10 protein-coding genes and 1 tRNA gene are annotated in these 15,691 nt (G+C 70.7%); 2 read left to right on the forward strand and 9 right to left on the reverse strand.

The features are described from left to right. Nucleotides 1–16: 16 nt before the first annotated feature. The 8 genes from rpoB to ABD358_RS21580 all read right to left on the reverse strand — a co-directional run bounded on the left by rpoB (nucleotide 17) and on the right by ABD358_RS21580 (nucleotide 8,715). Nucleotides 17–3,502, reverse strand: a complete 3,486-nt coding sequence (gene rpoB, locus ABD358_RS21545) for a DNA-directed RNA polymerase subunit beta (protein WP_344632748.1) — start codon at nucleotides 3,500–3,502, stop codon at nucleotides 17–19. A 488-nt stretch (nucleotides 3,503–3,990) separates the two neighbouring features. After that, nucleotides 3,991–4,380, reverse strand: a complete 390-nt coding sequence (gene rplL / locus ABD358_RS21550; protein ID WP_344632749.1) for a 50S ribosomal protein L7/L12 — start codon at nucleotides 4,378–4,380, stop codon at nucleotides 3,991–3,993. A 90-nt stretch (nucleotides 4,381–4,470) separates the two neighbouring features. Then, nucleotides 4,471–5,022: a 50S ribosomal protein L10 gene (rplJ, locus tag ABD358_RS21555; protein WP_344632750.1), complete on the reverse strand. Its 552-nt coding sequence runs from the start codon at nucleotides 5,020–5,022 to the stop codon at nucleotides 4,471–4,473. A 716-nt stretch (nucleotides 5,023–5,738) separates the two neighbouring features. Continuing rightward, complete coding sequence (rplA, locus tag ABD358_RS21560) at nucleotides 5,739–6,458, reverse strand: 50S ribosomal protein L1 (protein ID WP_344632751.1); 720 nt, start codon at nucleotides 6,456–6,458, stop codon at nucleotides 5,739–5,741. A gap of 265 nt (nucleotides 6,459–6,723) precedes the next feature. Next, a complete protein-coding gene (rplK, locus tag ABD358_RS21565) occupies nucleotides 6,724–7,158 on the reverse strand; it encodes a 50S ribosomal protein L11 (RefSeq protein ID WP_344632752.1) in 435 nt (144 codons plus the stop codon). A gap of 172 nt (nucleotides 7,159–7,330) precedes the next feature. Beyond that, complete coding sequence (gene nusG, locus ABD358_RS21570; RefSeq protein ID WP_344632753.1) at nucleotides 7,331–8,173, reverse strand: transcription termination/antitermination protein NusG; 843 nt, start codon at nucleotides 8,171–8,173, stop codon at nucleotides 7,331–7,333. A 74-nt stretch (nucleotides 8,174–8,247) separates the two neighbouring features. Then, nucleotides 8,248–8,529 (reverse strand): preprotein translocase subunit SecE, encoded by a 282-nt coding sequence (gene secE / locus ABD358_RS21575; protein WP_344632754.1) that lies wholly within the window; start codon nucleotides 8,527–8,529, stop codon nucleotides 8,248–8,250. Nucleotides 8,530–8,642: 113 nt separating this feature from the next. After that, a tRNA-Trp gene (locus ABD358_RS21580) sits at nucleotides 8,643–8,715 on the reverse strand. 246 nt (nucleotides 8,716–8,961) lie between these two features. On the opposite strand from ABD358_RS21580, the gene ABD358_RS21585 reads away from it, so the two are divergent. Together ABD358_RS21585 and ABD358_RS21590 are read left to right on the forward strand one after the other, a co-directional pair. Continuing rightward, nucleotides 8,962–10,200 (forward strand): pyridoxal phosphate-dependent aminotransferase, encoded by a 1,239-nt coding sequence (locus ABD358_RS21585; RefSeq protein ID WP_344632755.1) that lies wholly within the window; start codon nucleotides 8,962–8,964, stop codon nucleotides 10,198–10,200. Nucleotides 10,201–10,326: 126 nt separating this feature from the next. Then, complete coding sequence (locus ABD358_RS21590; RefSeq protein ID WP_344632756.1) at nucleotides 10,327–11,361, forward strand: adenosine deaminase; 1,035 nt, start codon at nucleotides 10,327–10,329, stop codon at nucleotides 11,359–11,361. 24 nt (nucleotides 11,362–11,385) lie between these two features. On the opposite strand, the gene ABD358_RS21595 is transcribed toward ABD358_RS21590, so the two are convergent. Beyond that, nucleotides 11,386–15,603: a serine protease gene (locus ABD358_RS21595; RefSeq protein ID WP_344632757.1), complete on the reverse strand. Its 4,218-nt coding sequence runs from the start codon at nucleotides 15,601–15,603 to the stop codon at nucleotides 11,386–11,388. Nucleotides 15,604–15,691: the final 88 nt, after the last annotated feature.

Raw genomic sequence — 15,691 nt, forward strand, 5'->3', positions numbered from 1 at the left:
CGCTCCGGCCGACCCGTCAGACCTCTTCGACGCTGCTCGGCTCCCGCCGGGACAGGTCGATACCGAGCTCTTCCGCGGCGCGGAAGACGTCCTCGTCGGTGTCACGCATCTCGATGGACATACCGTCGCTGGACAGCACCTCCACGTTGAGGCACAGGGACTGCATCTCCTTGATGAGCACCTTGAAGGACTCGGGAATTCCCGGCTCGGGGATGTTCTCGCCCTTGACGATGGCCTCGTAGACCTTCACGCGGCCGGTGACGTCGTCGGACTTGATCGTCAGCAGCTCCTGGAGGGCGTACGCCGCGCCATAGGCCTCCAGCGCCCACACCTCCATCTCACCGAAGCGCTGGCCACCGAACTGGGCCTTACCACCCAGCGGCTGCTGGGTGATCATCGAGTACGGACCGGTCGAGCGGGCGTGCAGCTTGTCGTCGACCAGGTGGTGCAGCTTCAGGATGTACATGTAGCCGACCGAGATCGGCTCCGGGAACGGCTCGCCGGAGCGGCCGTCGAAGAGCCGGGCCTTGCCGGACGGCAGGACCAGCCGGTCCCCGTCGCGGTTCGGCAGGGTGGCCTCGAAGAGACCGGCGATCTCGTCCTCGCGGGCACCGTCGAACACCGGGGTGGCGACGTTGGTGCGCGGGGCGACCTCGTCGGCGCCGATCGCGGCCAGGCGCTTCTTCCACTCCTCTTCGATGCCCTCGACCTTCCAGCCCTGGGAGGCGAGCCAGCCCAGGTGGATCTCCAGGACCTGGCCCGGGTTCATCCGGGACGGGACGCCGAGCGGGTTGAGGATGACGTCGACCGGGGTGCCGTCCTCCATGAACGGCATGTCCTCGATCGGCAGGATCTTGGAGATGACGCCCTTGTTGCCGTGGCGGCCCGCGAGCTTGTCACCGTCGGTGATCTTGCGCTTCTGGGCCACGTAGACGCGGACGAGCTGGTTGACGCCCGGGGGCAGTTCGTCGCCCTCCTCGCGGTCGAAGACGCGGACGCCGATGACCTTGCCGGTCTCGCCGTGCGGCACCTTCAGCGAGGTGTCGCGGACCTCGCGGGCCTTCTCGCCGAAGATCGCGCGGAGCAGACGCTCCTCCGGGGTCAGCTCGGTCTCACCCTTCGGGGTGACCTTGCCGACCAGGATGTCGCCGGCCTCGACCTCGGCGCCGATGCGGATGATGCCGCGCTCGTCGAGGTCGGCCAGGACCTCCTCGGAGACGTTCGGGATGTCCCGGGTGATCTCCTCGGGGCCGAGCTTGGTGTCACGGGCGTCGACCTCGTGCTCCTCGATGTGGATCGAGGAGAGGACGTCGTCCTGGACGAGGCGCTGCGACAGGATGATCGCGTCCTCGTAGTTGTGGCCCTCCCACGGCATGAACGCCACGAGCAGGTTCTTGCCGAGCGCCATCTCGCCCTGGTCGGTCGAGGGGCCGTCGGCGAGGACCTGGCCGGTGACCACGCGGTCGCCCTCGTCCACGATCACCTTCTGGTTGAAGGAGGTGCCCTGGTTGGAGCGGAAGAACTTGGCGACCCGGTACGTGGTGTACGTGCCGTCGTCGTTGGCCACCGTGATGTAGTCGGCGGAGACCTCCTGGACCACGCCGTCCTTCTCGGCCTTGATGACGTCACCGGCGTCGACCGCGGAGCGGTACTCCATGCCGGTGCCGACCAGCGGGGCCTCGGCCCGGATCAGCGGGACGGCCTGGCGCATCATGTTCGAGCCCATGAGCGCGCGGTTGGCGTCGTCGTGCTCCAGGAACGGGATCATGGCGGTCGCGACCGACACCATCTGGCGCGGCGAGACGTCCATGTAGTCGACCTCGTCGCCGGGGACGTAGTCGACCTCGCCGCCGCGGCGGCGGACCAGCACACGGCCCTCGGCGAACCGCATGTCCTCGGTCAGCGGCGCGTTGGCCTGCGCGATGACGTAGCGGTCCTCCTCGTCGGCGGTCAGGTAGTGCACCTCGTCGGTGACCTGGCCGTCGACGACCTTGCGGTACGGGGTCTCGACGAAACCGAACGCGTTGACCCGGCCGTAGGAGGCGAGCGAGCCGATCAGGCCGATGTTCGGGCCTTCAGGGGTCTCGATCGGGCACATGCGGCCGTAGTGCGACGGGTGCACGTCGCGGACCTCGAAGCCCGCCCGCTCACGGGACAGACCGCCCGGGCCCAGCGCCGACAGGCGGCGCTTGTGGGTCAGACCCGACAGCGGGTTCGTCTGGTCCATGAACTGGGAGAGCTGGCTGGTGCCGAAGAACTCCTTGATGGAGGCGACGACCGGCCGGATGTTGATCAGGGTCTGCGGCGTGATCGCCTCGACGTCCTGGGTCGTCATCCGCTCGCGGACGACGCGCTCCATACGGGCCAGACCGGTGCGGACCTGGTTCTGGATCAGCTCGCCGACGTTGCGCAGGCGGCGGTTGCCGAAGTGGTCGATGTCGTCGGTCTCGACGACGACCGTCTGGCCGCTGTCGCCGGCCATCTCGGTCTCACCGGCGTGCAGCTTCACCAGGTACTTGATCGTCGCGATGATGTCCTCGACGGTCAGCACGCCGGCGTCCAGCGGCTGGTCGATGCCCAGCTTCCGGTTGACCTTGTAACGGCCGACCTTGGCCAGGTCGTAGCGCTTGGGGTTGAAGTACAGGTTGTCCAGCAGCGTCTGCGCGGCCTCGCGCGTCGGGGGCTCGCCCGGACGGAGCTTGCGGTAGATGTCGAGCAGCGCGTCGTCCTGGCCCTGGGTGTGGTCCTTCTCCAGGGTGGCGCGCATGGACTCGTACTGGCCGAACTCCTCCAGGATCTGGTCGGTGGTCCAGCCCAGGGCCTTGAGGAGGACGGTGACGGACTGCTTGCGCTTGCGGTCGATGCGGACACCGACCATGTCGCGCTTGTCGATCTCCATCTCCAGCCAGGCGCCCCGCGAGGGGATGATCTTGGCGGAGAAGATGTCCTTGTCGGACGTCTTGTCGATGCTGCTGTCGAAGTACACGCCGGGCGAGCGCACCAGCTGCGAGACGACGACACGCTCGGTGCCGTTGATGACGAAGGTGCCCTTGTTGGTCATGAGCGGGAAGTCGCCCATGAAGACCGTCTGGGACTTGATCTCGCCGGTCTCGTTGTTGGTGAACTCGGCGGTGACGAACAGCGGCGCGGCGTAGGTGAAGTCGCGCTCCTTGCACTCGTCGATCGAGTTCTTCGGCGGCTCGAAGCGGTGGTCGCGGAAGGTGAGCGACATCGACCCGGAGAAGTCCTCGATCGGGGAGATCTCCTCGAAGATCTCCTCCAGACCGGACTTGGTGGGGACATCCTCACCGCGGGCCAGCGCGGCCTCGACGCGAGCCTTCCATGCGTCGTTGCCGAGCAGCCAGTCAAAACTCTCGGTCTGCAGCGCAAGGAGGTTCGGAACCTCGAGGGGCTCCTTGATCTTCGCAAAGGAGATACGCAGCGGGGCGGTGCTGGCGCCGTTGGTCGAATTGGCGGTCGAGGCGTTGCGCGAGGCGGCCAAGAGGGGGTCCTTCCGAGGGCTCGGACTCACTACGCGCATGCCGTGCCCCTGGTGACGGGCAGGGGGCAGTTAATAGGCAGCGCAAAGGGTCAGTGTAGCCATAAGGCCCACTGATGTCCAGTACGGAACCCGGAGACCGGCAGCGCGTACCAATCTCTCCCTCCGGAGGGGCGAGCCCCTCGTTGTTCAACACCTGCCGCAAGGTTTCCCGCTTCGTCGGCGATCCATGCCTCGGATCGTGGATCGATGTGACGACGCGTCCCGAGAATTGCGCGCTACGTGCTGTTCGTCAAGGCCCCCACCCCCGTGGGCGTCACCGGGAGGCGTATGGCCGGGCAGCGGTGATCACCTTACCTGCCGTGCTCGGCCAGGCAAGACGACAGCCGCGGAAACGGCCGGAGGCGACCACCCGCATGGGTGGCCGCCTCCGGTGAACGCGGAGTCAGCGGACTCCGGGTGTGACCGAAGTCACCGGGGAGTGCCCGAGGTCACTTGACCTCGACGGAGGCGCCGGCGCCCTCCAGGGCCTCCTTGGCCTTGTCCGCGGCCTCCTTGTTGACCTTCTCCAGGACGGGCTTCGGAGCACCGTCGACCAGGTCCTTGGCCTCCTTCAGGCCCAGGGAGGTCAGCTCGCGCACGACCTTGATGACCTGGATCTTCTTGTCGCCGGCGCCGGCGAGGATGACGTCGAACTCGTCCTTCTCCTCGGCGGCGGCGGCACCCTCGCCACCACCCTGGGCGGGAGCGGCGGCGACGGCGACCGGGGCGGCGGCCTCGACGTCGAACTTCTCCTCGAAGGCCTTCACGAACTCGGAGAGCTCGATGAGGGTCATCTCCTCGAACTGCGCGAGCAGCTCTTCCTGGCTGAGCTTCGCCATGATGGCGGTCCTTCCACTAAGTCGGCTGGTGCCGGGTTGTACATGTCGGCGGGCGTACTGTGGCCCGCTGCGACCGAGTGCGCCGTGTGGTTACTCGGCCTCGGCGGGAGCCGGCGTACCGGCACCGCCCTGCTCGACCTTGCTGCGAAGGGCGTCCGCGGTGCGGACGAACTTCGAGAGCGGGGCCTGGAAGGTCGCCGCGGCCTTCGCCATGGACGCCTTCATGCCACCGGCCAGCTTGGCGAGCAGCACCTCGCGGGACTCGAGGTCCGCGAGCTTCTTGATGTCGTCCGCGGACAGCGCCTTGCCCTCAAGGACACCGCCCTTGATGACGAGCTGAGGGTTGTCCTTGGCGAAGTCACGGAGACTCTTCGCCGCCTCGACCGGGTCACCGGTCACGAACGCGACAGCGGTGGAGCCGACGAAGAACTCGTCGAGCTCGGTGACCCCGGCCTCGTTGGCCGCGATCTTGGTCAGCGTGTTCTTCGCCACGCGGTACTGGGCGTTCTCACCGAGAGAACGGCGCAGTGCCTTGAGCTGCGCGACGCTGAGACCGGTGTACGCGGTCACAACGGCGGCGGTGGAGTTCTGGAACTCCTCCTTGATCTCCGCGACAGTCGCGACCTTGTCGGGACTCGCCATGAGCCTCGGCCCTCCTTTCCGGGTGATGCGATCCTCGACCGGCCTTTCGGCCGGCCATGACGCCGGACCGCCCACGTCGGGCGCACGAGGAAGGGGGCTTGCGCAAAACGAAACGCCCCGGCGCAGGGCACGGGGCGTGACTCGACCGGACAGACGTCCGGGAGTCCTCCACTGTCACCTGCGCAGGTCGCCCGCTCCAAGCGGATCCTTCGGCCACCGCGCTCCGGATCTGTACAGATACCTGGAGGCACGGCAACGACCAGCGGTCTTTGGCTTCCGTGGAAGAGTACGCGAACGCCGTCGCGTCGGGCAAATCCGGGATCACGGCACCGCCGGGCCGCTCCGCCGCCGCCCGGAATCCCGTCCTCGCCCACGGCCTGCTCCCGGGCTCCCGCCGGCCGCGCCGGACGCCGGCTCGGCCCCGGCGCTCCCGGCCCCTTCCTGCCCCTCCGGGGCCGTCCGGGGAGGCCCGGAGGACGGCCGTGCGGGGGCCCGAGGCCCCGCGTCCGCCCCCCGCCGCCGGAGCAGCCCGGAAGGCACCGCCGCCCCCCGGACACGGCCCGGTGTGCGAGGACGCGCGGTCCCCCGGCGCTGCGGCGTCGGACGCGTCCCCGCGACGGCGCCGGCCGCAGATGCGCACCCGGACGCGAAAGAGGCCGGGCCCCGCTCCAACTCGGAAGCGGGGCCCGGCCGTTGCCCTTGAGGACGCGCCTGGATCAGGCGGCGACCTCCTCCTCCGCCAGGAGGTTGCGGGTGCGGTTGGGGTCGACCGGGATACCGGGGCCCATCGTCGTGGTGACGACGGCCTTCTTGATGTACCGGCCCTTGGCGGCGGACGGCTTCAGACGCAGGACCTCCTCCAGCGCCGCCGCGTAGTTCTCCACCAGCTGCTTCTCGTCGAACGAGACCTTGCCGATGATGAAGTGGAGGTTGGCGTGCTTGTCCACGCGGAACTCGATCTTGCCGCCCTTGATGTCGGTGACGGCCTTGGCGACGTCCGGGGTGACGGTGCCGGTCTTCGGGTTCGGCATCAGACCACGGGGACCGAGCACGCGGCCCAGACGGCCGACCTTGCCCATCAGGTCCGGGGTGGCGACGACGGCGTCGAAGTCCAGACGGCCGCCGGCGACCTCCTCGATCAGTTCGTCGGAGCCGACGATGTCGGCGCCGGCGGCTTCCGCGGCCGCGGCACGGTCGCCGGTCGCGAAGACCAGGACCCGGGCGGTCTTACCGGTGCCGTGCGGGAGGTTCACGGTGCCGCGCACCATCTGGTCGGCCTTGCGCGGGTCGACGCCCAGGCGCATGGCGACCTCGACGGTCGCGTCGAACTTGGTCGGAGAGGTCTCCTTGGCGAGACGGATGGCCTCCAGCGGGGCGTACAGCCGCGTCCGGTCGACCTTGGCGTCCGCACTGCGGAAAGCCTTGCTGCGCTTCACTTCTGCTCCAGTTGTCTTCAGGTTGAGGAGTCGTGGTCCAGGGGGCCAGCGCCTGACCCTGCCACTCTCTTGTTCTGTGCCCGGTCCGCCTCCGTGCGCTCCGGCCCGGCTCCGGCGCTTCCACGGCTTCTCTCCGCCCCGGCTTTCCGCCCGGGAGGCACCGCCATACGCCTCCGGCACCGGCACGCCCTTCGGCTCACCCGCTTCACGGGTCCCGTGGAACGGGCCCGGCATGCACGTCGCGGGGTACCGCGAGGAGAGCGGATCAGCCCTCGACGGTGACGCCCATGGAACGGGCGGTGCCCGCGATGATCTTCTCCGCGGCGTCGAGGTCGTTGGCGTTGAGGTCGGGCATCTTGGTGGTGGCGATCTCCCGCACCTGCTCGCGCGTGATCTTCGCGACCTTCTTGGTGTGCGGCTCGCCGGAGCCCTTCTCGATGCCGGCGGCCTTGAGGATCATCTTCGCGGCCGGGGGCGTCTTGGTGACGAAGGTGAAGGAGCGGTCCTCGTAGACCGTGATCTCCACCGGGATGACCCAGCCGCGCTGCGACTCGGTCGCGGCGTTGTAGGCCTTGCAGAACTCCATGATGTTGACGCCGTGCTGACCCAGCGCGGGGCCGACCGGCGGGGCCGGGTTCGCGGCACCGGCCTGGATCTGGAGCTTGATCAGCCCCGTGACCTTCTTCTTCTTGGGAGGCATGTTCTCTCCGGGTCCTAGTGAGAGGTGGTGATCCCCACGACGGGCGAATCCACCCGCACGGAGGCATACCGCACCACGATAGCCGGTACCGCGGCGCGGCAGGAAACCGGCCAGGTCAGGCTCACCCGAAGGCGCACCTGACCTGGCCGGAAGCGGTTGACCGGAAGAACCGTCAGTTCTTCTGGATCTGGTCGAAGCTCAGCTCGACCGGGGTCTCGCGGCCGAAGATCTCGACGAGGCCCTTGACCTTCTTCGAGTCGGGGTTGATCTCGTTGATCGTGGCCTGGAGGGTCGCGAACGGGCCGTCGGTGACCGTGACCGAGTCTCCGACCTCGAAGTCCAGCACCTGGACCTCGACCTTGCGGGCCGGCGCGGCGCCCTCGCCGCCCTCCGCGGCGGCCTTCCGCTCGGCCTCGGGGGCGAGCATCTTGACGACCTCGTCCAGGGTCAGCGGGTACGGGTCGTAGGCGTTGCCCACGAAGCCGGTGACGCCAGGGGTGTTGCGGACGACGCCCCAGGACTCGTTCGTCAGGTCCATGCGCACCAGGACGTAGCCCGGGAGCTTGTTCTGACGGACGTTCTTGCGCTCGCCGTTCTTGATCTGGACGATCTCTTCCTCGGGCACCTCGGCCTGGTAGATGTAGTCCTCGACGTTCAGCGAGACGGCGCGCTGCTCCAGGTTGGCCTTCACGCGCTTCTCGTAGCCCGCGTACGTGTGGATGACGTACCACTCGCCGGGGAGGTGCTTCAGCTCCTCGCGGAGCGCCTCGGCCGGGTCGACCGGCTCCTCCTCCGCCTCCTCCGTCCCGTCGGCGGACTCGGCCCCGGTCTCACCCGCCTCGTCGGCGTCGGACTCGTCGGACTCGGCCTCTTCCCCGGCCTGCTCGGCAGGGGTGCCCTCGGTGGTGTCGGCAGCTTCGGCCTGGTCGACGCTGTCCGTCGCCTCGACGACGTCGGGCGCGGTGTCATCGCCCTCGGCAGGGTCGACGGCGTCGTTCAGGTTCGGGTCAGACACGGTGGCTGCTTCTTCCTGGCTTCAAGGGGTCGAACATGCGGAAAGGTGCCCGGGAGGCTCCCTCCGCGGGCGGATCAGCCGAAGACGTACGTGACGGCCTTCGTGAATCCCCAGTCAATCACGGTCACCAGGCCGATGACGATGACGACGAAGGCGATCACCACGGTGGTGTACGTCGACAACTGACGCTTCGTGGGCCAGACGACCTTGCGCAGCTCCGCGACGATCTGCCGGTAGAACAGCGCGAGACGGCCCAGGGGGCCCTTCTTTCCGCGCTTGCCGCCGCGCCGGGGCTTCTTGTCGTCCTGGGACCGCCCGGGCTCGGGGACCTCGATGGAGTCCGTGATCTCCGCCACTCGTCCTCACCTGCATCCGGGTCCTGGCCGCGTGCCGTGCCGCGTCCGGCCCGGCCGTACGGCGGTGCGTCCAGCTACGTACACGTGCACGCACCTGCTCCAGATGCGTGTAGCAGGGCCGGAGGGACTTGAACCCCCAACCGCCGGTTTTGGAGACCGGTGCTCTACCAATTGAGCTACGACCCTTTGTCGTCCCCCAACCTACAGCATCCGGACGGTCCCGCGGAGTACGCGGTCCACCGGATGATCGGCCGGGACCAACGACGGTGAGTGTACGTGCTTCGCGCGCCGCCGTCGAACGGGTAACCCCGGATCGCCCCGAACATCTTCCGCTCCCCCGGCTCCTCCCGGCTTCCCCCGGAGGTTTCCTTCCGCCCTGAACCACGCGCAACCCGCGTGCCCGGGCGGTCCCCCGTCTGCAACGATGCCCCCATGACCGCTGCAAACCCTCCCCACCAGTCACCCACCGAGCGCCGGGTCTCGGCCCGGATCGGCTCGATCTCCGAGTCCGCGACGCTCGCCGTCGACGCCAAGGCCAAGGCCCTCAAGGCCGCCGGACGTCCGGTGATCGGCTTCGGCGCGGGCGAGCCCGACTTCCCCACGCCCGACTACATCGTCGAGGCCGCCGTGGAGGCCTGCCGGAACCCGCGCTTCCACCGCTACACCCCGGCCGGCGGGCTCCCCGAGCTGAAGGAGGCCATCGCCGCGAAGACGCTGCGCGACTCCGGCTACTCGGTCGACGCCTCCCAGGTGCTGGTCACCAACGGCGGCAAGCAGGCCATCTACGAGGCCTTCGCGGCGATCCTCGACCCGGGTGACGAGGTCATCGTCCCGGCCCCGTACTGGACCACCTACCCCGAGTCGATCAGGCTCGCGGGCGGCGTGCCGGTGCCCGTGGTCGCCGACGAGACCAGCGGCTACCGCGTCACCGTGGAGCAGCTGGAGGCGGCCCGCACCGAGCGCACCAAGGTGCTGCTGTTCGTCTCCCCCTCCAACCCGACCGGCGCGGTCTACTCCCGCGCGCAGGCCGAGGAGATCGGCCGCTGGGCCGCAGGGCACGGGCTGTGGGTGCTCACCGACGAGATCTACGAGCACCTGGTCTACGGCGACGCGGAGTTCTCCTCGCTGCCGGTGCTCGTCCCGGAGCTGGCCGACAAGTGCGTCGTGGTCAACGGCGTGGCCAAGACGTACGCCATGACCGGCTGGCGCGTGGGCTGGGTCATCGGCCCCAAGGACGTGGTGAAGGCCGCCACCAACCTCCAGTCGCACGCCACCTCCAACGTCTCCAACGTGGCGCAGGCCGCCGCGCTGGCGGCCGTCTCCGGCGGCCTGGAGGCCGTGGCCGAGATGCGCGAGGCCTTCGACCGGCGCCGGAGGACGATCGTGCGGATGCTGAACGAGATCGCGGGCGTCACCTGCCCCGAGCCGGAGGGCGCCTTCTACGTCTACCCGTCGGTCAAGGGCCTGCTCGGCAAGGAGATCCGGGGCAGGCGGCCGGCCACGAGCGTGGAGATGGCCGAGGTGATCCTGGAGGAGGCCGAGGTCGCGGTCGTCCCGGGCGAGGCGTTCGGCACCCCGGGCTACCTGAGGCTGTCGTACGCACTGGGCGACGAGGACCTGGTCGAGGGCGTCTCCCGGATCCAGAAGCTGCTGGCCGAGGCACGGGACTGACCCCGGCGGCACGGACGGGCGGGCCCCTCGGAGCGTGCTCCGAAGGGTCCGCCCGCGCGTTCGGGCAGCTCCCCGATCGTGGCCCGGGGTTTCCGGGTGTGTCGCCGCGTACGGCAAAATCTCGGGATGGAGAGTGTTCGCGACGTCCGCAGACTGCCCAAGGCCCACCTGCACCTGCACTTCACCGGATCGATGCGCCCCAGCACCATGCTGGAGCTCGCCGACAAGTACGGCGTCCACCTGCCGGACGCCCTGAGCAGCGGCCGGCCCCCCAGACTGCGGGCCACGGACGAGCGGGGCTGGTTCCGCTTCCAGCGGCTGTACGACATCGCGCGCTCCTGCCTGCGCTCGCCCGAGGACATCCAGCGGCTGGTCCGCGAGGCGGCCGAGGAGGACGTACGGGACGGGTCGCGGTGGCTGGAGATCCAGGTCGACCCCACCTCGTACGCGCCGCGGCTGGGCGGGCTGATCCCGGCGCTGGAGATCATCCTGGACGCGGTGGAGACCGCCGCCCGGGAGACCGGGCTCGGCATGCGGGTGCTGGTCGCCGCGAACCGCGTCAAGCACCCCCTGGACGCCCGCACCCTGGCCCGTCTGGCCGTGCGCTACGCCGACCGCGGGGTCGTCGGCTTCGGGCTGTCCAACGACGAACGGCGCGGTTTCGCCCGCGACTTCGACCGGGCCTTCGCCATCGCGCGCGGAGGCGGCCTGCTGTCCGCCCCGCACGGCGGCGAGCTGTCGGGCCCGTCCAGCGTCGCCGACTGCCTGGACGACCTCCGCGCGAACCGCATCGGGCACGGGGTGCGGGCCGCCGAGGACCCGCGGCTGCTGAAGCGGCTGGCCGACCAGCAGGTGACCTGCGAGGTCTGCCCGGCGTCCAACGTGGCGCTGGGCGTCTACGACAAGCACGAGGACGTTCCGCTGCGGACGCTGTTCGAGGCGGGCGTGCCGCTGGCGCTGGGCGCCGACGACCCGCTGCTGTTCGGTTCACGGCTGGCCGCGCAGTACGAGATCGCGCGCAGGCACCACGGCTTCACGGACGCGGAGCTGGCGGAGCTGGCCCGGCAGTCGGTGCGCGGCTCGTGCGCGCCGGAGGACGTCCGCAAGGAGATCCTGACGGACATCGACGCCTGGCTGGCGGAGCCGCCGACCCAGGGGTGAGCGCGGCGCGGCGGCGGGGTCCGGCTACTCCGCACCTGCGCAGGGCGGTCCGGAGCGGGTACCGGGCGGGAGGAGCTTTTGCTCGGCGGCGGTGTGGTCGCGGCCCACCGCCCGGCACAGCTCCCGGAACCAGACCCCGGGGCGCAGGTCGAACTCCTGGCGCCAGCCCTCGGACTCCGTGATCAGCCGGTCGCCGCGGAAGTGCTCCGTGGCACCGATGACCGCGGAGATTCTGCCGATCTGGGCACCGGTCCCGGCTCGGCGCAGTTCGTAGTGGCTGCCCTCCTCCGGCGGCTGCGTGACCACGACGCCCCCGTTCGTCATGCCGATGAGGCCGTCGTCGTCGAGCGTGATGCGCGGGCCCGTGATCCTGCGCGCGTCCACCCGCCAGCGATACGCATGACCGTTGGTGTACCGCACCAGCAGTTCCTCGCCGTCCGGTGAGAAAACCACGGGCTTCATGACCTCCCCCAGCTCGTACCTGCTGTGGACCGCGCCGGCTTCCTCGCTGGCGAGCACCCCGATACGGGCGCGGCTTCCGAGGTCCCACAGCTCCACCGCCTCGCGGCGCTCCACATCGGGTCCGGGTGCCACCGCGACCTGGTACGGACGGCCGGGACGGGCGGCGATCCTGCCGGTCGCCTCGTAGAACTGGTCGGAGTCGGCCGTGCCGAGCCCCGTCCGCAGCGGCGCACCCACCTGTGCGCCCCGCTCCGGGTCCACCCGCAGCAGAGCGCCGCCGGCTGTCAGCACCGCCACGTCCCCACCGGTCAGCGGAGCGACCGCGTCGATCCTCCCGGCGGGTTTTCGGGTGTCCCCGCCCGCGTCCAGCCGCACCTCTCTCCGGTCATCCAGGTCGCGGGGGTCGTACACGTACAGCCGTGTACCGCTCCGCTTCCAGACGACCAGCCGGGTGTCCCGCGCCGTCCAGGCAGCCTTCCACTCATGGAGCTGGGACCCCTCCTTGCGGGGAAGGTCAACAGTCTGCCCGCCACCGCGCACCAGGTCCGCCACCTCCAGCCGACGCAGATCGCGGTACAACACCGAGAAGGGCGCGTACACCCGCGCCACACGCCGACCGTCGGACGTCAGCGCGACGGCCTCCTGGCTCGACTGCGAGGCCTCCGTCTCCGCCACGACACCGGGCAGCGTCCTGGCCGCCACCAAGGCGTCACCCACGGCGGCCAGCACCACCGGGCCGCCGTCCCCGCGCGGTACGACGGCGATCAACAGGGCCCTGTGGCCCGGTGCCCCGCCGACCGGCACCCGGGTGCGATGGGTGTGGCCGGTGGCCAGCCGGGTCACCAGGACCTCGGTGTACTCGCCCCGAGCAGAATCCTGGGTCTCGTACTTGTAGGTGTACTCGCCTCCCCCGTCCGCCCACAGCCCGCCTTTCGCCTTCCGGGATTCGCCCGTGGCGGTGTCGTAGACGCCGAGCACCGTTACCGGGTACGTCAAACTCCGCTCCCGGTAGGCGAGCGCACCACCGCCTCCGAGACTGAACTCACCGCCCTCCGCCCGATCGACGATCCGGCGCACCAGGCGGCCGGTGCCCAGCTCCCGCACCGTGACCTCGCTGCTCAGCTCGTTCCCCTTCTGGCTCCGGACCGTCACCACGGTGTCCGGATCCCGGCCGAACGCCGCTTCCGAGGGCAGGAAATCGCGGGGGATCACGTCTCTTCCCACGGGTAGGGGCTCGCCGTCGGCGGTGTCCCACGCCTCCAAGAGGCCCCCTCGGCCCTCGTCTTCGGGCCGAGGCTCCAGGAATGTGGCCAACCGGAGCAGGCGGCGCCCGTCCTCGCTGAAGTCCAGGACCACCCAGGCGACCTTGTGGCCCACCTCTCCACCACGCGCCAGCACCGTGGGCCTCCGGTCCCGTCGGTCCAGCCTCCACAGGTACACGGCGCCGTCCGGGGTGGCCACCGCGTAGTACCGGCCGTCCGGGCTGACGGCGGTGCGAAGCTCGTCCCCGCCGGGCACACCGCGCAGGACGTGACGGCGCCGCGGCTCGCCCTCGGGCGCTCCGGTGATCACGGTCGCCTCGGGCGGGTCACCGCCGCCCGGCTCGGACACCACCACCAGGGTGCGGGCGTCCGGGGTGGCGGTCAGTCTCACCGGCTGCCCGCGCCACAGGCCCTCGTGGCTGCCGCGCAGGTACTGCCCCCGCACGTACTGTCCCAGCAGCGCCGCCTCGGCCCGCGGGGTCCGCTCGGTGTGCCAGGCGGCCAGGGCGAGTTGCATCGCCGTGCCGGGATCCCGTGCGGACAGGCGGTCCGCCCTCTCGGCGAGGGTGCTGGAAGCGAGGGTGCGCAGGTTCCTCTCGGTCTCCCGTTGGCTGCGCACGGCGACCGCCGCCAGTACCGTCGCCACCAACGCCAGGACCGTCAAGCCCGCGACCGCAGCCTGTCGGCGCCGCACGCCGCGCCGCTGGTGCCGCCACCCGGCCTCGATGTACGCGCGTTCGGCGGCGGTGACGTCTTCAGGGCGGCGGTCCAACCAGTCGGCGGCGGCCGTCAGCAGCCGACCGCGCAGCAGTCCCTCCGGCTCCCGGCCGCCGGCCTCCCAGCGGGCCAGGTCACCGCGGAGCTGCTCCTGCCAGGCGCGGAACTCCCGGCTGTCCTCCAGCCAGCCTCGCAGCCTCGGCCACAACCGGGTGAGCGCCTCGTGGGCCAGGTCCACGACCTCGGTGCCCTCGGCGGTGCGGCTCAGGACGAGGAGTTTTCCGGCCGCCAGGCGGCGCGCGAGTCTCGCGGCGGCCGGATCGAGATCGGTGAGCGGAGTGGCGCGGCGGCCGAAGCCGCCACGGTCGTCCGGGCGGGCCAGCTGAACGAACAGCCGCCGGGTCACTGACTCCTCACCGGGCGGCACATGGTCGCTCACGGTGTCCTCGGCATAGCCGACCAGCGCGCCCGCGACGCCGCCGAGCTCCTCGTAGGCGGCGTGCGTGAGCATGGCACCCGTGCGGCGCTCCCAAAGCCGGGTCAGTGCGAACTCCACCAGCGGCATCCGTCCCGGCTCGTCCGCCGCGTCCACCACGATGCGCTCCGCGAGCCGGGGCTCCAGCCAGAGTCCGGGGACGGCGTCGACAGGCCCGGTGACCGCGTCCAGCAGGTCGTCGGCGGCGAGCGGGGCCAGTAGTAGTACGGCGTCGCTCAGGACGCCGGAGGTCTCGGACGTCACCAGCGCGTCAAGGGTCTCGGCGCGGGCGGTGGCCACCACGCGCGGGCCGCCCGGTTCCCCGGCCAGAGCGATGAGCAGGGAGAACAGTTCGCGGGCCGCTTCCGGGTCGGCGGCGGCGTACTCCTCCAGCTGGTCCACGAACACCAGGAGTCCGCCCTCTCCGCAGCGCTCCCGCAGAGCGGCGCGGAGCCCGGCGAAGATGCCGTCCGCACCGTCGCCGCGCAGCAGTCCCGCCAGTCTCGCGACCTTGCTCAGGCGCTCCACCTCCCCGGCGTCCGGCTCCAGCACCGGGACCAGCACCTGCGCCAGGACGGCCGCCGGCCGTACGCCCGCAACGGGCCGCAGGACGGACACGGCCGTGCCGTCCGCCCGCAGACGGGGCAGCAGTCCGGCGCGGACCAGCGAGGACTTGCCGCATCCGGACGGGCCCGCCACCACCGTGACCGGGCGCCGTACGACCGCCTCGTATAGCCGCTCGGTGTCGGCCGCCCGGCCGTGGAAGAACTCCGCGTCCTCCTCACCGAACGGCTCCAGGCCGCGGAACGGGCACGTCGGCCGCAGGACCTCCTCGTCCATCAGGGCGGCGGAAGGCACCAGATAGGCGGTCCCGTCGAGCCGGCCGCGGCCCGCGGCCACGGTCATCCCCACAACGCCGCCCTGCTCGTCGTCCCACGCCGCGGCGCCGCTGAAGCCCGCCGAGATCCGCACGCCACCGGGCCGGGCGTCCATCTGGAGCCAGCCCGCCCCCTGGACGGCCCGCAGCACGCCGGAGGCCCACACCCCGTACTCGGCGCCGTCCGGGAAGCCGTACGCCCGGAACTCGTGGCCCCACACCCTCGTCCCGTCCACCAGCGGCACCGGTCGCGCCGACGGTACGGGACGTGCCAGGCGGAGCAGTGCCACATCGCCGCCGTCGGGCCGGACCGGCCGCCAGGACACGACCCGGGCGGGGACGGAGGGGATTGTTCCGTCCGCGTCGCGCAGCAGCGGGAAGTCGACGAGTACGGCGCCGCCCGGTGCGTCGGGAGTGTCCCGGGGAAGCCCCAGTACGTCGGCGACCACGTGTGCACAGGTGCACACGGTGTTCGGAGCGATGAGGAACCCGGCCCCCGCCGTGCTGCCGGCATCCGTCCGTAACCGGACCAGGCCT

The organism is Streptomyces glaucosporus, assembly GCF_039533345.1.
GTDB classification, from domain to species: Bacteria; Actinomycetota; Actinomycetes; order Streptomycetales; family Streptomycetaceae; genus Streptomyces; species Streptomyces glaucosporus.